We start from the raw sequence: 18,934 nt of genomic DNA on the forward strand, positions 1-18,934 counted from the left end.
AACGAGGTGCCGGGATGCCCATGATACGTGAATCCATCGTCACCACGCTCAGTGACGAGGGCAAGATGCACATGGCACCCCTAGGACTCATTCAGGACAGGGAGGGATGGATCATTGCGCCGTTCCGTCCCTCGACGACTCTCGACAATCTTAGAACCACACCCTTTGCCGTCGCGAGTTTTACGGACGACGTTTTGGTCTTCGCGGGTTGTCTCACCGGCAACAAGAACTGGCCAACCAGGCTAGCCTCGCATGTTCGAGGCCACGTTCTCGAAAACGCATTGGCGCATATCGAGCTCGCGGTAGAGCGCGTCGAGGAAGACGAGCTGAGGCCGCGATTTCACTGCCACGTGGTGTATGAAGGTAACCACGCGCCGTTCAAGGGGTTCAACCGGGCGCAAGCGGCGGTCATCGAAACGGCGATCCTTGCCACGCGTCTCACAATGTTGCCGCGTGAAAAAATCGAGACGGAACTAGCCTATCATCAGATTGCCGTCGAGAAGACAGCAGGCCCTCGCGAACACGAGGCTTGGCGAATCCTGGTGGAGAAGATCGAGAACTTCTACAAGCGCACACCGTCTGCCGACTAGTGCGATGGCTTGCATCTCCTGCGTCTTCGCGGCAAGGCTCGCACGTGGCTAGGCGCGTGCCTTTGCGGGCTCGGCCAGATACGAATTCACCGACGACAAGAGCAGCTGGTAGGCGCGATCAACGATCTCTTCGAGCGATTGCGTGCGCGCGAAGATCGCGTTGGCCTTAGCCTCGAGTTCCTCACGCGTTGGCATTTGCGGGATATGTACATTGGCCAAAGCGCCTTGGGTGCGATCCTGCGCGCGCGCTAGGGCTTGATGTAAGGAATCGCGGAGGGCATCTAACTCGACGCCACTCAGTGTCGACGAGATCGTGCTCGCAATGTTGGCCGAATTGAAGTGACCCGCGAGTTGCTCAGCTGCGCGATTGATGACGCCCACGCCGAGGCCGTGCTCGTTGCGCACAACCTTCTTCGGCGGCATTCGCAGATCCCAAACGAGACCCACCCAGGACATCGCCTTCAGGATGTAGTAGGTCGGATCCCACTCGTACCAGCGGAAGCCCTGCCGCACGCTGCTTTGGAAGGCGTGGTGGTTGTTGTGCCAGCCTTCGCCCATTGTGAAGATCGCCAACAGCCAGTTGTTGCGGGAGTCGTCACCCGTTACGTAGCGCTTCTTGCCGTGAACATGCGCGAGCGAGTTAATGCAGAACGTGCCGTGATAGACGGCCACGGTGCTCCAAAAGAAGCCTACGAACAGGCCAGGCCAACCGGCCACAAGGAAGCAGATCGCCGCGAGACCGTACGCAGGTACCAGCGGGTATTTGTCGAGCCAACGGAGCTCCGGATAGCGCATCAGATCAGCGACTTTATCCTTGTCGAAATCGTCGTGTTGCTTGGCGAAAATCCACCCGAGATGGCTATAGAGAAAGCCATGCTGGCGAGGCGAGTGCGTGTCGAGCTCGGTGTCCGAATGAAGGTGGTGATGCCGGTGCTTGGCGGCCCACCACAAGACGCTCTTCTGTGCGGTGCTTTGACACAGCAAGGCGAGGACGAACTGGAAAGCTCGGCTCGTGGAGTAAGCGCGGTGCGAAAAAAGCCGGTGATAGCCGGCCCCGATGGCGAAGATGCGCAACCAATAGAGGGATATGCCGAGAATGGCTGCTTCCCAGGTTACGCCCGACCAAATGGCGCCGAAACAGGCAAGATGAACCAACAAAAAGGGAATCGCTGAAGGATAGATGATGTCGTCATGAACGTTGGCGGGCTGGTTTTCGCTTGCCATGTTTACGATAATTCCTTTGCAGTTCAAGCAGCTATCCCTGTCACGGCGAGATAGCGGCTCCATAGAATCAAAATCGAGAGCCCTCCCAATGTGGGAGCATACGGGCTCTCAAGCAAGCTGTGCCACGGCTGAGGCCGGCGCGCAACGGGAGACCATTTCCCTGGCGGTGTCTGAGCAAGGGATAAGGTCGGCGAAATCGCGGTATGGGCGACCAAGTCGCTCGGCGAGAGCGACTGCCAAGAACCGGCCGCACCCAGCGCCAACGATCTGAGCTTTCGGGTTTAGTGCTTCTCGCTCGATGACCGCTCGGGCGTCCGCCTCGACTTGATCCAGAAGACGGCGTGCAAGGAAATGGGCGAGCGCTTGCCACGCTACGAAGTACGCATCGTCGGCATCGCGTCCAAGCATGCGCGCCAAACGCGCCGCACTGTCCTCAAGGTCTTTGCTCCGATTGTCAGCAGTTGCGAACGGGTCCGCATCGTCTGGGAGTTCGCCGGTAAGGCGGTAGACATCGGCCATCGTGGCGAACCGCTCGGCAGCAAGCCCCTGCATACGACCTCTAAATGGGGCTTCGCCAGCAACGGCCATCACGGGTGTACGGACTACGCCGCGATAGATGAGTTCGCCTTCGGTAAGGCGATCCCCGTCGTTGCGTCCGACGGCGCAAGCGCGACCGTCTTTGAACGGAATGATATCTGTCGTCGTCGTGCCCACATCGACTAAGAGGCCACTGTCTTCAACGGTCGCTGCGAGCGCTGCGCTAGCATGCCAGTTGGCTGAGGCCACATTCTGCCAATCCGCAACAGCGCCATGTGCATCCACGAACCCATCAAGACTATAAAATCTTGCCGACTCGCCGACCGCTTGGCGCATCAACGCAACCAAGTAAGCCACGCCCTCGTAGCGGTTGGCGAAAACGTCGGAAAGTTCCCCGGTCATGGTGATCGCATGGGTCGCATTGCGACCACCCACGAAAACTTGCGCTTCTTCGACGGCTCGATCGAACTTGCGGGGTTCAGTGAGAGCAGGGCAGGGGATTTGTGCGACCGACAAGATCCGGCCGTCCTGCGCTTGGGCCAGCTTAAGGTTAACACCGCCCAGATCCCACCCAAACGACAGTGGCATTGAAACCTCATTTGAACGAACATCGTTTCACAAGACATAGAACCACAAGACAACGTTTCCCATGCCGACAATACGCGTCATGATGGCCCTGAGATTCGAAAGGCATTTTCGCCATGGCGCCGACATCTGAAGTTTCCGAGAATCAGCCTCTCGCGTCCTTCGCCGTCGTTCCGGTGCTCGACCTGAAGGACGGCGATGTGGTGCACGCGCGTGCGGGTAAACAGGCAAGGGCCGGGAAGCGGGCTGAGTACCGCCCAATTGCAACCCCATTCGGTCCGCCTCACGATGCGCCGGCGATTGCTAGAGCGCTACTCGGTATCACTTTCTCTCCCGTTCTGTATATCGCCGATCTCGACTCCATTCTCGGACAAGGCAACAACTTCGATCTATGCCAGGCGCTCTCGGATGCACTTCCCCAGACTGAGCTCTGGATCGATGCGGGATTCTCTAGCCTCGACGATTGCGCTTTCTGGCTTCCGCTAGGGGCGACGCTTGTGATTGGCAGCGAGACGATCTCCAGCCTCGATGACTGGAAGGCGATGAGCGAGTGCTTTGGCCGCAGCCTCGTCCTTTCTCTGGACTTCGACGAGCAAGGCTTGCGTGGGCCGAAGGAACTGATGAGCCAGCGCGACCTTTGGCCCGACCGCGTCATTCTGATGAGTCTGGGGCGGGTTGGGACAGAGGTCGGACCTGACCTGGACCTCCTGAAGACGGTTGTCGCCAGCGTTGGCGATCGGCAGGTGTATGTTGGGGGTGGCGTTGCAACAAAGGTGGATGTGGCAACGGTTAGGGACGCGGGAGCCCATGGGGTGCTCGCCGCAACAGCTCTGCATTCGGGCGCGATTGGACAAAAAGAGATCGCCGCTCTTTGGGAAGAGCGGCGACCTCAAACTTAGCGAGCGGTCAACCCCGCGAATTAGAAACCAAGTTTCTTGAGCCACCGACGAATCGGGCCCGGCTCATCTTCGCCACCGGAGCTCGCCCGATCCGCAGCTTCTCCTGTTCAGCCAGCGGCGAACGGATGGGCGGCAGAGTCCTTCTGAGCGGTGACTTGAGCAGCCGTAGGTTCGCCAGCAACAGCGCGGGCGATAGCTTCCTTGGTTGCCTGATAGTTGAAGTCCTGGATCTTCTTGTCGTCCGCGGCTTCCCAGTGGATGAACACGCCGACGCAGACATAAAGATCGTCAGCTTCGTCAGCAGGGATAGTACCGTCGGCGACGGAGTCAGCAACGGCTTTGGCAACCGCGTACTGAGCAGGGCCGAACATCTGAACGGCCTGACGGGCGTCCTTGATGGTGACCTTGTTGTAGAGAATTGTGGCCGGCTTGCAGAGCAGGTTCGGAGCAACGACGGCAAGCAGGGTCGTGAAGCCGTCCTTGTTGTTCGTCAGCGCGTTACAGAAGGCCGACTCGGCAGCGCTGCCGCGCGGGCCGAGAATGAGATCGATATGAGCAACTTCGTTGCCATCGCCGACGAGCGACTCGCCGATGCATACACCAGTGATTTTGGCCATGAGGCCCCCTCCCTAGTACGTGAAACGTGGTCAAAACTAAAGACTTAAGCTCCGCCGGAGACCCGGCGACGCCGACAGAAGAGCACAACATGCGCTCCAGCGCTCGCAGCCCAACCTGGGCTCCGCGAACGTGAACATAAGGCGGGACTGCAAGGATGCAAGCCGATTGTTGGCACTTCTGATCGATTTAGGGCGATTTCTGGACGGGAAGTTACCCGTTGACCAGCGCGTAGGCGAATAATGTTGCGACCGTAAGGTCTGCCGACGTGCCGGGATTGAGTTTGCGCTCCTTGAGCGAAGCATCGAATGCAACCAGCGGTCCGGCCATCTCACCTGGCGTTTGGCATTGAGCGAGGCTCGCTTCGATCGGCCGGGCTTCGTCAAGGACTTCTCCCGCCGTGGGCGTCCCAAATTTCCGCTCAATCAGCGTATCAGGAATGTGAGCAAGAAAGCCCAGATATACGTATGTTGTGACCCAGGGCACGTCCCCCCAACGGGCCATGCCGCCATCATGCCACTTCAAGCCTAGATCGAAGATGTCGACGAAGTTGTTCGCGTAATTCCAGGCAATGCGGTCGCGGGTCTGTGCAGCGCGCATGGCTTCGAGCAACGTGACCCTCGGTTCTGTGGCAACATCGTGCTCATGGGCGGATCCGAGGCCGCCAGGCTCCGCTCCTCGAATCGCACGGTAGGCAGCTCTGGCGTCTTCGACGGTCAACGAAGCGAGAACTTCTTGGAGGGCATGCTTGAAGTCGACATCCGAGGACGTGAACGCTGCCTGAGCGAGGGGGGCTGCCAGCAGGATGATGCCGAGATTGGTATTGACGTTCACCGCGCGGCGCGTGGCTTCGGCCGCCGCTTCGATGCGTTCTCCAACGCTTAGTCCGGCAGCGCCAATGGCCGGGGCCGCAGCGACCGCGCTCTTTTCGAAGTCGGCGACTTCCATTCCGTGGCCGTCTGCCTGACGATGAACGTTGCCCGGTTTCAGGGCGTCAAGCTCCGAAAGGCACGCGTCCTGGAACGCTTTGGCAATGTCAGGGCCAGACAGAGCGGCGCTCACGATTCCCCCTCTGCATCTCGACCCCTCTTGGGCAAAGCGTCCGCTAAGAACGCATCGACCACAGTGTCGGAGAGCCTGAGACTCGTAACTTTCTGAAGTCCATTCCAGGCAGGCATAGAATTCACTTCGAGAACGAGGAAGCGACCACCTCGGTCTTGGATGATATCGACGCCAGCATAGTCTGCGCCAACGCTGGATGCTGCGCGCACCGCAAGATCCATGAGGCTCTGGCTAGCAATCGCTGCCTTCGCGCGCGCGCCGAGCTTGATGTTCGTAATCCAATCTTCGCCATGCCGGATCATAGAGGCGACGACGCGTCCGCCGGAGACAAAGAGACGCCAGTCCTGATGGTGTTTCTGAGCGGGCGGAACGAACTCTTGGAGGTAGTAGACGCCATCTACGTCCTCTGGCGGCGATAGGTCTTGGACGCTAGCGACTAAGCGTATGCCTTTCCCCTGAGCCCCAAAAAGGGGCTTCTCCACTACACTACGGCCCTCCTGAACGAGACGGGACACGATTCCCTCCGCCGTGCTGCGATCGACGCCCGCAAAAGTGCGCGGGGTCGGCAGACCCGCCTTCTGCAGAAAAAATGTTGTTGTGGACTTGTCCACGCAGCGCTCGATGGCGCGAGCGTCGTTCCACACGGTGACGCCGAGCTCCCGCAAGGCATGCAGGAGGCCCAAATAGAGCGTGACTTGCTCGAAGCTGCCGCCAGGAACGAACCGAACGAAAGCGCCTTTGGGGCAGTGGTCTCCTAGTCCAGGTATTGCAAGGCCGGTCGCCGTTTCTGTCGAGAAACCGCATTGTGCGAGCGGCACGACCAACGGTCGGATGCCTCGCCGCTCGAATGCTCGCCTCAGGCTTTTGCCATGCCAGTCCCGCCCATCGCCGAACAGGACGATCGATGGCATCTTTGCGGAGACTTCAGTCATGTTCCTCAAGAGAACGAGCGATCGAGAACGGTCTCGTCGATAGCGCCGCCTTCGAAGCTTTTGCCTGTCGACAGGCACGTTACTGTCACCTTAGCAGGGCTGAATAGCATCGGGTCGATTTGGTAGAAGTCCCCCTTTACGGCCGCGAAGATCTCAGCAAACGGCTTACCGTAGTCCTTGGAGTTTGCGCTCGGGAGTTCCTCGGCGAGTTTCTTTGCTGCCGCTTCGTCACCCTCGACGTAAAGATGCGCCCGTCCGCCGTAAATGATGGCGTCGTTTGTGCGCCCCATAGCCTCCACGAAACCTGGAATTGGTGGGGGAATAGGTACAGTCGCCAAGCCGTCCACGATGTGCTCGAGGGGAAAGTGCAGCTCGTGAGCTTTGTGCAGAGCCACTTCAAGGCTGCGGCCTGCAACCTGTACTGTCCCGGCCAGGCTTGATGTCGGCGCGAAAAGAAAGACCAGCTTTTCCGTTGGTAGACCGCAGGCTTTGGCAACCTCTTCGACGACGGCCGCTGGCGGCGCCTTGTCCGCCTCGATTACGAGCGTCGCGGTTTCGGCCCTATCGCGGTATTTGAGTTCGTCGAACAGAGTCTCCGACGAGCCCATCGATCGCGCCGGACCAGAACCCAGAACGTAGAAATCGTTTCCGTCCCCATCTTTGCCCGAAAGGCTCCAGCCCGCATATTGCGATCCGAGACAGGCGAGCACGGGCTGGCTTGTATGCACGGTTACTAGGAACGGCCAACGATCGGTCGTGCTCGCAGTTTCGAAGGACACGACGCCGAGTCCTGCTAGACAAATCTCGGCGAGGCGCCGCCCCGCCTCGAGACCGCCAACCGAATCCACACCGCAGTCAATATGCGTTTCCCCCAACGAGCCCTTGGAAACGCCGACCCGCAAGGCGTCGGCGTTATCGATCAGGTCCTGCACGAGCGGTGCAACATGCGTATTCAAACTTGGTGTGGTCATCTTCTCCCTCTTATCTGCTCGGCCTTTTTCTTGGATGAGCCGTTCTTAGGCGCGTTAGTCGTGGGCGAGGACTCGATCCCTATTTGAGAGAGCTCCGTTCGCGCTCAGCATTGCCAGAATATCGCTGGTGCGTGCTTGAACGAGACGCCGAGCCGCGTCCGCCGATCCTGCCCCGGCGAGTACAGTGCATATCGGGTACTCTTTGTCGATGCGTTCTCCTGGTATTGGCAGATCCACGGCCCAAGCCGGCCAGTTCATCAGCTCCGGTATTGCGAGGCGTCGCGGTGCAAAAACGGTCGCCGATGCAGTTGCGCCATCGACCGCCGGCGCTTCGGTTGGGAGTCGTGAGTCAAGGAGTGCATCCAAGTGCACGCGTATCAGCGCAGGCTCTGCATTTGCAAAAATGTCGAGGGTGCGTCCGGGTCGAGGGTTGATTTCGAGTAGGACAGCCTCGTCACCATCCAGCAAGAAGTCGGCGCTGTTTAAACCCTTTAGCCGAAAGTGCTGAGCCGCGCGGGAAACGAGCTCACTCATGTTCTGTGCAATGTCGCGCCGCGCGCGCGCGGGCTGACAAGCGCCGCCGAAGCGATAAGGCTTCCCGTCTGTCGGAGATGTCCATTGCTCGCTAATGCCGAGAACAATCGACCTCGTTCCATTGGCAGCAAATAGGAGGGAGATCTGCCGCCCGGGAACAACCTTCTGAAAGTAGACGTTGCGTGCCGTTGGTCTCTCGTCAGCTGGGACAACGTGACTCCCACCAGCGCCGCCAAGCCGCTTTGCAAGCCAGCCGCTTAGGTCGCGCGGCGGCTCAAGCCGAGTTTCGGCATGCGGAATTGAGAGGCGCGCCAAGGACGTGAAGAAGCGCGCCGGATCGCTTACAGCGGACACGCATGGAGCGTCGTTCCCCAGAAGCGGCCACCTTTCTGCGATTTGATCCAGAAGCTCTGGCCGGTCTTCGAAACCAGACCCATTGATCAGTCCGATAATCGGGGAGGGCGCGTCCTGACTGAGAGCGCCCAGTACAGGCTCGAGCGATGCCCAGTCGAAGCCATTCGAGAGGTCACCGGGAACTTTGTAGGCGCGATAAGACAGCGCCTGCGTGTCCAAGTCTGCGAAGAAGTCCGCTACGAGCGGCACGAAGCCCGCTTCCGCTGCGGCGCGCGCCAGAGCACGGCCCGAAACCGACGCAATCAACAGAGAGCCCTGAGACTGGCTGGTCAATTTACGAGGTAAGGTCTTGTGCCAGCCGGTAAGCGGCTCGGAAGTCAAGATAGACGGGCTCACTGGCATTGATCATTTCTTTGAACATGCCGATTTCGGTCTTGTACTTGATGTCCCCAATGGCCAGCGCGCCGATTCCGACGGCACCGTTGGCTCCTTCCACGGGGACGCCGTTGTCCTGGGTCCCAACGCCCTCAATACCGAGCGGTGGAACGGCATTCACATCGGCCACGACTTTGAGATTCTTAGCCGGCTTGTATTGAGCGAGGCTCAAGATCTGACGCCCGGCGGGACCGGCGGAAAAGATCACGTCGGCGCTTTGTGCCAGCTCTTCCTTTTGCGCCTCAGTTGTGCCGTCCGCGTAGCTGAGGTCGACGCCAAATCGGTCATTGGCTTCCATCGTCAGGCGACGCACGCGCTCGGGACCGTCATAGCCGACAAGGAACGCCTTGGCGCCATCCATCGAGACGATCACGGCGGACGCGAAAGCGACCACGCCCGTGCCGCCGTAGACGATTACGCGCTTATCCTTGAAATCGGTGCTGAAGCTCTTTTCGAGGGCAGTCTTGGCACATGCCACCATGGCTGCGGCCGTTGTGAAGGAACCGGCCGGGTCCGCAAAGACGGAGACTTCGAATGGCGGGACCATCGCTTTTTTGGCCTTGTCCATCATATCGAGAGACTCGATGGCGCGTTTGCCGCCAATGAAAATGGCCTGCCGTTTGATGCCTTCTGGGCTGCGCGAGAAAATTGAGTCTTGAACGAGGCCGTAAACGTCCTCGATCGTTGCATTCGTATAGGGGATGGCGTGATCGTACCCGGCATCTATCCCCATATTGATATCAAACGGGCTCATATATTTGAGCGGCGTGATCATGTGCAGAATACGTGGCGGGGCCATCGCTGCCATCTCCCCAGACTTGCGCGGTCGGCGCGCTTCGTCGCGCGATAAGCCGCTTGTGTTGCCTTTATGACTTCCGCTTTAGCACATCGGGGGCGACTGCAAAGGTCCTCAAGCGTCCGCTGCGCCCAGATTCTTGGAAGCCAGCCTATGCGGCGCCGAAATCTCCGCACCTGTGTTGCGGCCTTTGGTGATGACAAGCTCTAGCGCGGAGCCATTGTCGATCCTGCGCATGGCCTCGGACGCAATAGCGAGAAGGCGCTGCGCTCCAGCCTCCGTATCGGCAAAAGCAAAGCCTGTTGGTCCCCAAGAACTCTGGCCCAGCCCCGTCACGCCTTTTGCGCGCAACGTCTCCAAGACTGCACCGACTTTAGGGCTAGTGAACGTGCCGCCTTGGCTTGGCGCGAAGTACTCACCCATGCGTGTCTGAAGATACCCAACTTCTTTGCAGAAGGCATCGAAGTCCTGTGCCTCAAGCGCAGGTAGAGCGCGCTCCAGGATGCGTCGTTCAAGCGCGTTCCTTTCCTCCTCTGAATAGCCGGGTGAGGTTTCGAAGGCTTCCAGCTCGTCAGCACCGTCGAGGCCATTGGACGTAGGATCGAAGATAAGTAGAGTTCGCCAAGGAGCGGGGAAGGGGACTCGGGCGACCAACTGCGGAAGGCCACCACCATGCGGCCCGCTGTCAAGCACCGCGCCTCCGGATTCGAAGGTCGCAATGCCGATCCCAGACCGCGCACCCCGGCCAAGCTCACGTGCGATCTGAGACGGGGATAGCTCCAGCCCTTCCAGCATTCCAAATGCGGCGCCAACGGCGAGGGCCAGCTGCGTTCCTGATCCGAGACCTGCATGCGCCGGGATTGCTTCGGCAACATCCAGGCGATAGCTGCGATCAATGGTATGGGCGTTGGCGATTGTTCGCAGATAGCGTGCCGCTCTTTCCGCTTCCGGGCCGGTCGCCACGTCGTCGGCCGAGCGCTTCAGGGTAAGACTCGTCCCTGGACCATCCAACGAGAGCCCGAAACTGCCAAACGGCCGCGAAGTCCGGCCACTGGGGTCGAAGAAGCCGAAGTGCAGACGCGCTGTTGTGGCGACGGTCACACTCAAATCGCTATTCTCGTCTTCGGACTGGGACAACTCAGCTAACGTTGTTTCCATCAGGACCTGGGCCCCCTGACATTAGAACATGCCATTGGGGTTGGCCGAAATCTCTGGCGCAACTTGAAGGACGTCCCAGTGTTCGACAACCTTTCCGGCTTCATCCAGCCGAAAAATGTCGATTCCAATCCAGTCTTTCTCGCCCGGCCACTCCTGCAAGCAGTGCAAGACCACGAAGTCGCCCTCCGCCAGGACCCTTTTGAAGGTCACGCGCTTGCCGGGGTAGCGTCGATGCATTTCCTCGAAATAGGCGATGAAACCATCCTTTCCGTTGCTCACGTGAGGATTGTGCTGGATGTAGGTTTCACCCACATAGCGGGCGACTGCCTCGGCGGGGCGCGACTGGTTGAACGCCATGTCGTAGAAGGCCATTACCGTCTCTTTGTTGTGCTCGATGTCGGGCATTGGCTTTATCGTCCAGCAGCGTCCATTGATCGACCCTTGGCCGGCCGATATGCTCACGGCAGCTAGGCCCACAATAGCGGCGCACAGTTCCAGATGTTGCGGCGCACTGTTTCATAAAGACGAGAGCGATGGCAACGAAAGAGCGCACGTATAGCGATGCAGAAGTTGAGGAGCGTCTGAAGAAGGAGCTCCCGCACTGGTATCTCGAGGACGGTTGGATTCGTCGCAAGTACAAGACCAACAGCTGGAAAGGGACGCTGATGGTGATCAACACCGTTGGCCACCTGTCGGAAGTGGCTTGGCACCATCCGGACATCACGGCCTCTTACGCCTGGGTAGAGGTGCGGCTCCAGAACCATGCGGCGAAGGGAATCACAGATAAGGACTTCGAACTGGCCAAGAAAATTGAGGATGTCGTCCACTGGCAACCTGCCCAAGAGGAGGGTGCCCTTGAGGGGACGCCCGAGGATGACATGCGCTTTTCCTACATCAAGTATGACAAGTCATAGCGCTCAGCCCTCGACCGCGAGGGTCCATATTTGTCTTTGAACTTGATTGGCCGCGCTTGCACCGTAGGAGTCACCTGTTTATCTGTGTAGCCAGACAAACAAGAAGACTTGGGGGAGGTAAACGAGTTGGATAGCGCGCTCGACCGTGCGGCGGATTTGCTCGCTCAGGCCCGTCTTCCTGTTTTCGGCGGTCTCTTTACAGATGTGAATGGCGCCGCAGCGGCGCTGGCCCTCGCACAAAAGCTCGGCGGCGTGATCGACCATGCCGCCAGCAGCGGTACATCCAAAGCGGCGCGCGTTATGCGCGAGACCGGCTCCACGCCCGCGAGTTTAGGCGAGGTGCGTAATCGTGCTGACACCGTCGTCCTTATTGGCGACGGTCCGCGCGAGCGCGACTCCAAACTGTTGGAGAAGCTCTTTCCCGCCAAGAGCCTGCCGCGTCCAGGCGACAATAAGCGCGAGCTGATTGTCATACGAGCCAAGAAGGGGAAGACTCCGAAAGGCGTTCGCACGATGGAGCTCGATGGCAAGCATGCGCTGCCGGATCTTGTTGCGTTGTTGGGTGCCGCGGCGCGCGAGCTGCCATTCGAAGTTCGCGACGCAGCGCTTGCAAAAAAGGTCCTATCAGCTGGGAAGCGACTACGGGAATCCGCCTTCGTTGTTTTCGTCTACGACCCCGCTGAGCTCGAAGAGCCCGTGCTCCATACCGTACTCGAAACCGTTCGACATCTCGTGAAGTCGACCCGTGCAGCAACGCTCTCGATGTCGGCGCCTGGCAACGGGGACGGCGTAAACCTCTGCTCCATCTGGACCTGCGGTTTGCCGATGCGGACAAGCTTCGCTGGGGGGGCTCCTGAAAACAATATGTGGGCCTTCGAGGCGGAGCGGCTCCTTAAGAGCGGCGAAGCCGACGCGCTTGTCTGGATTGACGCCCTGGACGGCGCCGAGGCGTCACCGCCGACGCGGGCCTTTCGAGGAATTCCGGCGGTAGTGCTGTCGTCGAAGCCTGTAAAGGCGGGGCGCGACGATGTCGTCATTGAGGTAGGGGCCGCAGCTGCCGATCATGATGCGGAAATCTACCTGCCGCCGATTGCGGGCATTGGAGTGGTGAAGGCCTCGTCCGGTGCGTCCAAGAAACCGACGGTCGCGGATGTACTGAAAGAGCTCGGCGCGCTGATCGACAAAAAAGGAGCCGCTTGATGCTCGTCCAGCTCAAAGGCGGTCGCGTGATCGATCCAGCGAACAATCGCGATGCCGTCGGCGATGTCTATGTCGAGAATGGCCGCATCGTTGAGAAGCCGGCTGGTCGGAAGCCCGACGAGGTTCATGACGTGTCCGGCAAAATTGTCATGGCCGGTGCGATCGATGTGCACTCGCACATCGCAGGCACCAATGTGACACTTGGCCGTCAGTTGATGCCCGAGCTGCCGCTCATCGCCGCGGCGGAGGGTCAGCCAGTACTCCCGTCGACTGCCGCCTGGGGCGCTTACGCCACGGGCCTTCGCTATGCGGAGATGGGCTACACTACGGTGATTGAGCCGGCGATGATTCCGACGCATGCCATCCAGGCTCATAAGGAAATGGCATCGATCCCGGTTATCGACGTCGCAGGCTTGGTAGTCCTCGGCAATGACGACTACACGCTCAACTTGCTGCGCAAGGGCAAAGCGAAGAGCGACGAGCTGAAGGACTATGTTGCTTGGACGTTGGCGCACTCGAAGGCGCTTGGTCTCAAGGTGATCAACGCGGGCGGCTCGGAAGCCTTCAAGTTCAACGCACGCACCTTCGATCTCGATGAAGAGGTGCCGGAGTACGGCGTGACCTCTCGCGGCATTGTCGAAGCGATGCAGAAAGTGGTCGCCGATCTGGGCGTGCCTCATCCGCCCCATGTTCACACCAACAATTTGGGCATCGCGGGCAATGTCGAGACCGCTGTTGCGACGCTGGAAGCGACACAAGGACACCCCATCCATCTCGCCCATATCCAGTTCTACGGGTACGGCAACGAGGGCGATAAGGGATTCTCGTCGGGCGCGCCGGCGCTTATGGAAGCGATCAACAAGCACAAGAACGCGACCGTCGATGTTGGACAAGTTCTCTTCGGACAGACCGTCACCATTTCCGGCGACATACTGCGGCAATTCGATGGACGGCGCGCTGCCAATCCTAAGAAGTGGGTGATCAATCAGGCCGAGGGGAACGGCACGGGCGTCGTGCCGTATAACTACAAGCGCAAGAGTTTCGTAAATGCGCTGCAATGGGCGATCGGGCTTGAGATCTTCTTGCTCGCGGACGACCTCTGGCGGGTTCTATTCTCAACCGACCATCCCAATGGCGCACTATTCACGCGTTATCCGGAGATCTTTCACCTATTGATGGATCGCGACGAACGCGCACGTTGGTTCGACTCGCTTCCTGAAGCCTCACGGCAGGTCTCTGGGCTTGCAGGCATCTCTCGAGAGCTGACGCTTTCGGAGTTGGCGATCATCACGCGCGCGGCGCCGGCGAAGGTGCTCGGCATGACAGACCGGGGTCATTTGGCCCCGGGCGCCGTCGCGGACGTTGCTGTGTATACGGATCAGAAGAACAAGACGAAGATGTTTGCCGCCGCCGATTTGGTTTTCAAGTCGGGCAACGTGGTCGTACGCAAGGGTACTGTCGTCGATGTTACTTGGGGTCATTGTTTCCATGTAGACCCTGGTTTCGACTCTCAGATCAATAAACGCGTATGTTCCTTCTACGATACCTATTATGGCGCCGATCCGTCATGGTTCGGCGTGACTGAAACCGTCTCCGATCGTCCCGATCGGTTCGCGACCATCCGTTGTGCGAGCTGACATGCCAGAGAAGAAAGTCAAAGGCGTCACTATTGTCGAGACGTTTGCGGAAGCGTTTCCCATGGTCGGCACGCGCGTCATCATCACCGCGCCGACGGCCGAGTGGGCAATGATCTCAGCGCGCACGATGACAGGCTTCGCGACTTCGGTGATCGCTTGCGGTGCTGAAGGCGGCGTCGAACGGACACTAACAAAGTTTGAGACACCAGACGGGCGTCCAGGCGTGGCCGTGCTGTTGTTCACCATGGACGTGAACATGCTGCAAACGCAGCTACGCAACCGGGTTGGTCAGTGCGTGCTCACAAGTCCTGGCTCGGCCTGCTACGCAGGATTGGAAGGCGAGAAAAAGCTCAAACTCGGCGCGTCGTTGCGCTTCTTCGGCGATGGCTGGCAGATGTCCAAGGTCATTGGCGGACGTCGCTATTGGCGCATACCAGTCATGGGCGGCGAATTTGTCTGCGAAGACAAGACAGGTTTGACGACCAAAGCTGTTGGTGGAGGCAATCTTCTTGTCGTGGGCAAGTCCCACAAGGCCGTACTGGCGGCCTGTACCCGCGCGGTCAAGGCCATGGCCGATCTCCCCGATGTCATCACGCCGTTCCCGGGCGGTATCGTTCGCTCAGGCTCAAAAGTTGGCTCGAAATACGCGGGTCAGATCGCATCGACCAATCACGCCTATGCACCCGGGCTGAAATGGCACGCGGATTCCGAACTGCCGTCTACCACAGAAGCCGTGCTAGAAATTGTAATCGATGGGCTGACCGCCGACGCGATCCACGAGGCAATGCATGCGGGGATACATGCGATTGCCAAGGGCGGGTCCCGCGACGGCATTACCCATATCACGGCCGGCAATTACGGCGGCAACCTCGGCCCCCATCACTTCCACCTTAAGGAGATTGCCGGGTGAGCGCGCTTAGTTTCGAGCTCAAGGGACGGCCCACGCAGCGGCTTGACCTGTCGCCATTGGTGCCCAGTCGTCTCGACGGACTGAACCGCAAAAAAATCGAAGCGTTGTCGGTTTCGACTACGCGTGAAACGATAACCGTTGGCGATGTGTTCAAAGTGAAGGGTAAGGACGCGCATTGCTTGCACTTCGCCGGTACGGACGATCGTTGCGACAAGATTGGCGCCAGGTTGAATGGCGGAGAGATTGTCGTCGATGGCGACGCGGGTATGTTGCTCGGTGCGCAGATGAAGCGTGGCAAAATCACCGTTCATGGCAGTGCAGGGGTGTCCGTTGGGGCGAGCATGTCAGGCGGGGAAATCAGTGTACGGCGCGACGTGGGCGATCAAGTGGGCGGCGTCGCCTTTGGCGAAACATTTGGCATGAAGGGCGGCTTCATCTCTATTGGGGGGGATGCCGGGATGCTCGTTGGAGAGCGTCTACGTCGGGGGCTTATTGTCGTTGACGGCAAGGCCGGCGACTACGCGGGAGGCCGCATGGTGGCCGGAACGATTGTGCTCCGAGGGGGCGCCGGCCGTCATGCGGGCTATGGCAACCGTCGCGGCAGCCTGATTCTCGCCGACAAGCCGCGCCATCTTATGCCGACCTACGTAGACAGCGGGGTCATGGAGTTCGACTTCCTGAGGCTGCTTGAGACGTGGCTTCGCGAGCAAGGCATGCGGATCCGTCTTGGCGGACGCGCCCGCAGACTTATGGGCGACATGGCGGTATTGGGCAAAGGTGAAATGCTTATCCTAGAATGAGGCAGCCCTGAATTTGGGCGGCACTTGACGCCGAATGAACGCTTCCCCTTTATGCTTAAGCGTTTAAGCTGGCCACGCACGTATCGTATGACGACGTCAACCTTCGTACTTCTTGATGACAGCCTCACGTCCGGTGAGCGCAGCCTGCTTTTTCAACAGGCCGAAGAGATCGTTTGCGTTGATCGGCCCGAGGATGTGGATGAGGGGCTGCGACGCATTTCCGACGGACTTGAGCGCGGTCTGCATGCGGCGGGCTATTTCGCTTACGAGCTGGGCTATTGCCTTGAGCCGAAACTCCGCGACTTGTTTCCGCCGTCCCTGAATGTGCCCCTGTTTTGGGTTGGCCTCTATAGAGAGGCGCAGCGGATGGGCAACGAAGAAGTTCGGCATTGGCTTGACGATCGAGGCGGGGCGGGACCTGCGAAGATATCGAACCTGGACCTGTCATGGAGCCGCGAGGAATATGGACGCGCGTTTAAAACCGTCCAGGACTACATTGCCGCGGGCGATGTCTACCAAATCAATCTGACCCAGAAATACGAATTCGAATTCGACGGTGATCCGATCGCGCTATATGGCGCCTTGCGTCGGCGGCAGCGTGTGGCCTACGGCGCACTGATCGAGACGCCGGATCTCGCCATCCTCTCTCTGTCGCCTGAGCTCTTTTTCCGGCGCGAGGATCAGCAGCTAGCAACACGGCCCATGAAGGGAACGGCTCCAAGAGGCAGGACGCCGCGCGAGGATGCTCGTCTCAAAACCTGGCTAGCTATGGACGAGAAGCAGCGCGCGGAAAACCTGATGATTGTGGACCTGTTGCGTAACGACCTCGCGCGGGTCTCTCGGATCGGGTCGGTAGAGGTCACGGACCTCTTCACGGTAGAGACCTACCGTACGGTGCATCAGATGACCTCGGGGATTACGTCCGAGCTACGCTCGGACATGAAGCTTACCGATATGCTGCGTGCGCTGTTTCCATGCGGATCCATCACTGGTGCGCCCAAAGTGCGCGCGATGGAGATCATTCGCGAAGTCGAAAAGGAACCGCGAGGGATTTACACTGGCGCTATCGGCACCATCGCGCCGTCTGGCGAATGTCAGTTCAACGTGGCGATCCGAACGACGGTGCTGTCGCGCGGCCGGGGTGAGATGGGGATCGGCGGGGGGATTGTCGCCGACTCCAAGGAAGACGCCGAGTATGCAGAGTGCCTACTTAAGGCGCAGTTCCTAACCGAGTCTGGTGGCCCGTTCGAACTGATTGAGACGCTGCGCTGGCAAAGCGAGCGTGGCTATCACCTTCTCGAAAGGCACCTCGTACGCCTTCAGGCGTCGGCGGCACACTTCGGTTATCCGTACTCGCGCGAAGCTGTTCTGTCGGCGCTGAATGCTGAGGCCGAAAAGATTGCGTCGCCGGTCGCGTTGGTGCGTTTGTTGCTTTTCGAAAATGGACGTGTGGAGGTGAGTTCGCGAAAGATTGAGCTGCCCACCAAGGATACAGTTTGGCGCTTCACGATCTCGGACCAGCGCGTCGATGAGACGGACCCGTTTTTCTACCACAAGACGACACGACGTCAGTTCTACGACAGGGAAATGGAGCGGCAGAAGGATTTGACGGGATGTGATGAAGTGCTTTTCCTCAATCTTCGTGGTGAGCTAACGGAAGGCACACGAACGAATCTCTTCCTTGAAAAGGATGGCCGCTTATTCACGCCCGCGCTGCGATGCGGGCTTCTGCCCGGTACGTTAAGGGAAGAACTTCTCGACCTCCCGTGGGCGGCGGCCAGCGAAGCCGTCTTGACCGAGGTTGATCTGAAGGAAGCGGACCGAGTGTACCTCGGCAATTCGGTGCGTGGGCTTGTTCGGTCGGAGCTGCTCCCGCAGGAGGCACTCTCCGCGACGGCTGGCGCGGGCTGAATCTTGCAATCAGTCGAAAAAGGAAGGCGCCCAGATCCAAAGACCTGGGCGCTTTCCTGATCTGCGCTGTGCGATCAAGTCCCCTCGCAGGCTGCTTAAGACGCCTGAGTTCCCGTCGGCTTTGAGCTGCTGTCTTCGGGCGTTCCCTTAGCTCTCTCGGCTTGAACCTTCTCTGCCGCTTTGCTGAACGAGGCGGCGATCTCCGACCACGCTCGCAAAAAGCCTTGACCTACTTCTTGGGCTCCATGGCGAAGCGGTTCGGAGCGGTCCCACAACTCGAGTGCCTTGTCCTTGGCCATTTCGGCGGACTTCTTGCCCTGCTCCGTGAGCGTGGCCTGCGTCTGATCGGCTTGGTCCATTACGTGCTTCTGCAGCTGTTCCATCTGGGAAGCAGTTGTATTGCGATAGGCATGGGCCCTGCTCAATACGTCTTGGAAGCGCAGCTCCATGTTTCCAAGAACAGTCTCTCCGAGGGCGCCGGCATGGTCGCGAAGGGATTTTACCTGCTCACCGAGCGTTTCAAGCTCGCGGCGCAGATCTTCCCACTCCTTATCGGCTTGCTTGGCCGCCTCGGTTTTTGTTGTGTTGTCTTCCATCATTGTTTGCTCAACTTCTTGGCGATCATCGGTCATAGCGGGTCTCTTGAGGCTCGGACGAGCGATTGGCTTTCAGTTCGGTCGTAGCGCAGTCAAGTGACGTTAGGACAATTCCCCGCCATTCCTTGTCCTGATGGAGGCCTTGCCGCCGCACAGCCCGGCGTCTCCCTTAAGGGAGTTCGACGAAGCTGCTTCCAGGTCTTCTCGCAGGACCACAAGGGTGCTTCGGTTGAGGCATACACATTTGGTCTCTGCGGCGAGACATCAAGAGGGG

19 protein-coding genes are annotated in these 18,934 nt (G+C 59.2%); 8 read left to right on the forward strand and 11 right to left on the reverse strand.

Annotated elements, in window-relative coordinates; genetic code table 11:
* Nucleotides 1-14 precede the first annotated feature (14 nt).
* Nucleotides 15-590, forward strand: coding sequence for a DUF447 domain-containing protein (locus AC33YF_RS02355; protein WP_491775588.1), 576 nt, complete (start codon nucleotides 15-17; stop codon nucleotides 588-590).
* 48 nt (nucleotides 591-638) lie between these two features.
* On the opposite strand, the gene AC33YF_RS02360 is transcribed toward AC33YF_RS02355, so the two are convergent.
* On the reverse strand, nucleotides 639-1,814 hold the full coding sequence (locus AC33YF_RS02360) for a fatty acid desaturase (RefSeq protein WP_491775589.1): 1,176 nt from the start codon (nucleotides 1,812-1,814) through the stop codon (nucleotides 639-641).
* Between the two features lie 108 nt (nucleotides 1,815-1,922).
* Nucleotides 1,923-2,939 (reverse strand): hydantoinase/oxoprolinase family protein, encoded by a 1,017-nt coding sequence (locus tag AC33YF_RS02365; protein WP_491775590.1) that lies wholly within the window; start codon nucleotides 2,937-2,939, stop codon nucleotides 1,923-1,925.
* 113 nt (nucleotides 2,940-3,052) lie between these two features.
* On the opposite strand from AC33YF_RS02365, the gene AC33YF_RS02370 reads away from it, so the two are divergent.
* Nucleotides 3,053-3,835, forward strand: coding sequence for a HisA/HisF-related TIM barrel protein (locus AC33YF_RS02370; RefSeq protein WP_491775591.1), 783 nt, complete (start codon nucleotides 3,053-3,055; stop codon nucleotides 3,833-3,835).
* A gap of 107 nt (nucleotides 3,836-3,942) precedes the next feature.
* Here AC33YF_RS02370 and fae read toward each other — a convergent pair whose 3' ends face one another.
* From fae to AC33YF_RS02410, 8 genes are all read right to left on the reverse strand, one after another.
* Nucleotides 3,943-4,452, reverse strand: a complete 510-nt coding sequence (gene fae / locus AC33YF_RS02375) for a formaldehyde-activating enzyme (RefSeq protein ID WP_491775592.1) — start codon at nucleotides 4,450-4,452, stop codon at nucleotides 3,943-3,945.
* 211 nt (nucleotides 4,453-4,663) lie between these two features.
* Nucleotides 4,664-5,512, reverse strand: a complete 849-nt coding sequence (locus tag AC33YF_RS02380; protein WP_491775593.1) for a triphosphoribosyl-dephospho-CoA synthase — start codon at nucleotides 5,510-5,512, stop codon at nucleotides 4,664-4,666.
* Complete coding sequence (locus AC33YF_RS02385; RefSeq protein WP_491775594.1) at nucleotides 5,509-6,444, reverse strand: RimK family alpha-L-glutamate ligase; 936 nt, start codon at nucleotides 6,442-6,444, stop codon at nucleotides 5,509-5,511. The genes AC33YF_RS02380 and AC33YF_RS02385 overlap by 4 nt, the downstream gene beginning before the upstream one ends.
* Nucleotides 6,445-6,449: 5 nt before the next feature.
* Complete coding sequence (gene mch, locus AC33YF_RS02390; RefSeq protein ID WP_491775595.1) at nucleotides 6,450-7,415, reverse strand: methenyltetrahydromethanopterin cyclohydrolase; 966 nt, start codon at nucleotides 7,413-7,415, stop codon at nucleotides 6,450-6,452.
* A 54-nt stretch (nucleotides 7,416-7,469) separates the two neighbouring features.
* Complete coding sequence (locus AC33YF_RS02395; protein ID WP_491775596.1) at nucleotides 7,470-8,699, reverse strand: ATP-grasp domain-containing protein; 1,230 nt, start codon at nucleotides 8,697-8,699, stop codon at nucleotides 7,470-7,472.
* Complete coding sequence (locus AC33YF_RS02400; protein WP_491775597.1) at nucleotides 8,638-9,546, reverse strand: NAD(P)-dependent methylenetetrahydromethanopterin dehydrogenase; 909 nt, start codon at nucleotides 9,544-9,546, stop codon at nucleotides 8,638-8,640. The genes AC33YF_RS02395 and AC33YF_RS02400 overlap by 62 nt, the downstream gene beginning before the upstream one ends.
* A gap of 102 nt (nucleotides 9,547-9,648) precedes the next feature.
* The gene (locus tag AC33YF_RS02405; protein ID WP_491775598.1) at nucleotides 9,649-10,692 is read right to left on the reverse strand and encodes a beta-ribofuranosylaminobenzene 5'-phosphate synthase family protein; all 1,044 of its coding nucleotides are present in this window, start codon (nucleotides 10,690-10,692) and stop codon (nucleotides 9,649-9,651) included.
* A gap of 21 nt (nucleotides 10,693-10,713) precedes the next feature.
* Nucleotides 10,714-11,097 carry a nuclear transport factor 2 family protein gene (locus tag AC33YF_RS02410; protein WP_491775599.1) on the reverse strand — a complete coding sequence of 128 codons (384 nt, stop codon included), beginning with the start codon at nucleotides 11,095-11,097 and terminating at the stop codon, nucleotides 10,714-10,716.
* 128 nt (nucleotides 11,098-11,225) lie between these two features.
* Between AC33YF_RS02410 and AC33YF_RS02415 the strand changes: the two genes are divergently transcribed.
* From AC33YF_RS02415 to pabB, 6 genes are all read left to right on the forward strand, one after another.
* On the forward strand, nucleotides 11,226-11,606 hold the full coding sequence (locus AC33YF_RS02415; RefSeq protein ID WP_491775600.1) for a 4a-hydroxytetrahydrobiopterin dehydratase: 381 nt from the start codon (nucleotides 11,226-11,228) through the stop codon (nucleotides 11,604-11,606).
* Nucleotides 11,607-11,732: 126 nt separating this feature from the next.
* Nucleotides 11,733-12,806 (forward strand): molybdopterin-binding domain-containing protein, encoded by a 1,074-nt coding sequence (locus tag AC33YF_RS02420; RefSeq protein ID WP_491775601.1) that lies wholly within the window; start codon nucleotides 11,733-11,735, stop codon nucleotides 12,804-12,806.
* Nucleotides 12,806-14,443, forward strand: a complete 1,638-nt coding sequence (locus AC33YF_RS02425; protein ID WP_491775602.1) for a formylmethanofuran dehydrogenase subunit A — start codon at nucleotides 12,806-12,808, stop codon at nucleotides 14,441-14,443. Before AC33YF_RS02420 ends, AC33YF_RS02425 begins: the two co-directional genes overlap by 1 nt.
* A 1-nt stretch (nucleotide 14,444) precedes the next feature.
* The gene (gene fhcD / locus AC33YF_RS02430; protein WP_491775603.1) at nucleotides 14,445-15,353 is read left to right on the forward strand and encodes a formylmethanofuran--tetrahydromethanopterin N-formyltransferase; all 909 of its coding nucleotides are present in this window, start codon (nucleotides 14,445-14,447) and stop codon (nucleotides 15,351-15,353) included.
* Nucleotides 15,350-16,153 (forward strand): formylmethanofuran dehydrogenase subunit C, encoded by an 804-nt coding sequence (locus tag AC33YF_RS02435; protein ID WP_491775604.1) that lies wholly within the window; start codon nucleotides 15,350-15,352, stop codon nucleotides 16,151-16,153. Before fhcD ends, AC33YF_RS02435 begins: the two co-directional genes overlap by 4 nt.
* An 87-nt stretch (nucleotides 16,154-16,240) precedes the next feature.
* Nucleotides 16,241-18,064 carry an aminodeoxychorismate synthase component I gene (gene pabB, locus AC33YF_RS02440; RefSeq protein ID WP_491775605.1) on the forward strand — a complete coding sequence of 608 codons (1,824 nt, stop codon included), beginning with the start codon at nucleotides 16,241-16,243 and terminating at the stop codon, nucleotides 18,062-18,064.
* Nucleotides 18,065-18,159: 95 nt separating this feature from the next.
* On the opposite strand, the gene AC33YF_RS02445 is transcribed toward pabB, so the two are convergent.
* Nucleotides 18,160-18,696 (reverse strand): hypothetical protein, encoded by a 537-nt coding sequence (locus AC33YF_RS02445; RefSeq protein ID WP_491775606.1) that lies wholly within the window; start codon nucleotides 18,694-18,696, stop codon nucleotides 18,160-18,162.
* Nucleotides 18,697-18,934 lie beyond the last annotated feature (238 nt).

This window comes from Methyloceanibacter sp. (assembly GCF_058506495.1).

Bases quoted from the DNA above. Each gene is read 5' to 3' on its own strand.
- AC33YF_RS02400 (WP_491775597.1), bottom strand. From the start codon at position 9,546: ATGGCAGCGATGGCCCCGCCACGTATTCTGCACATGATCACGCCGCTC.
- AC33YF_RS02385 (WP_491775594.1), bottom strand. From the start codon at position 6,444: ATGACTGAAGTCTCCGCAAAGATGCCATCGATCGTCCTGTTCGGCGAT.
- AC33YF_RS02415 (WP_491775600.1), top strand. From the start codon at position 11,226: ATGGCAACGAAAGAGCGCACGTATAGCGATGCAGAAGTTGAGGAGCGT.
- AC33YF_RS02355 (WP_491775588.1), top strand. From the start codon at position 15: ATGCCCATGATACGTGAATCCATCGTCACCACGCTCAGTGACGAGGGC.
- AC33YF_RS02445 (WP_491775606.1), bottom strand. From the start codon at position 18,696: ATGACCGATGATCGCCAAGAAGTTGAGCAAACAATGATGGAAGACAAC.
- fhcD (WP_491775603.1), top strand. From the start codon at position 14,445: ATGCCAGAGAAGAAAGTCAAAGGCGTCACTATTGTCGAGACGTTTGCG.
- mch (WP_491775595.1), bottom strand. From the start codon at position 7,415: ATGACCACACCAAGTTTGAATACGCATGTTGCACCGCTCGTGCAGGAC.
- pabB (WP_491775605.1), top strand. From the start codon at position 16,241: ATGACGACGTCAACCTTCGTACTTCTTGATGACAGCCTCACGTCCGGT.
- AC33YF_RS02405 (WP_491775598.1), bottom strand. From the start codon at position 10,692: ATGGAAACAACGTTAGCTGAGTTGTCCCAGTCCGAAGACGAGAATAGC.
- AC33YF_RS02360 (WP_491775589.1), bottom strand. From the start codon at position 1,814: ATGGCAAGCGAAAACCAGCCCGCCAACGTTCATGACGACATCATCTAT.
- AC33YF_RS02425 (WP_491775602.1), top strand. From the start codon at position 12,806: ATGCTCGTCCAGCTCAAAGGCGGTCGCGTGATCGATCCAGCGAACAAT.
- AC33YF_RS02365 (WP_491775590.1), bottom strand. From the start codon at position 2,939: ATGCCACTGTCGTTTGGGTGGGATCTGGGCGGTGTTAACCTTAAGCTG.
- fae (WP_491775592.1), bottom strand. From the start codon at position 4,452: ATGGCCAAAATCACTGGTGTATGCATCGGCGAGTCGCTCGTCGGCGAT.
- AC33YF_RS02370 (WP_491775591.1), top strand. From the start codon at position 3,053: ATGGCGCCGACATCTGAAGTTTCCGAGAATCAGCCTCTCGCGTCCTTC.
- AC33YF_RS02410 (WP_491775599.1), bottom strand. From the start codon at position 11,097: ATGCCCGACATCGAGCACAACAAAGAGACGGTAATGGCCTTCTACGAC.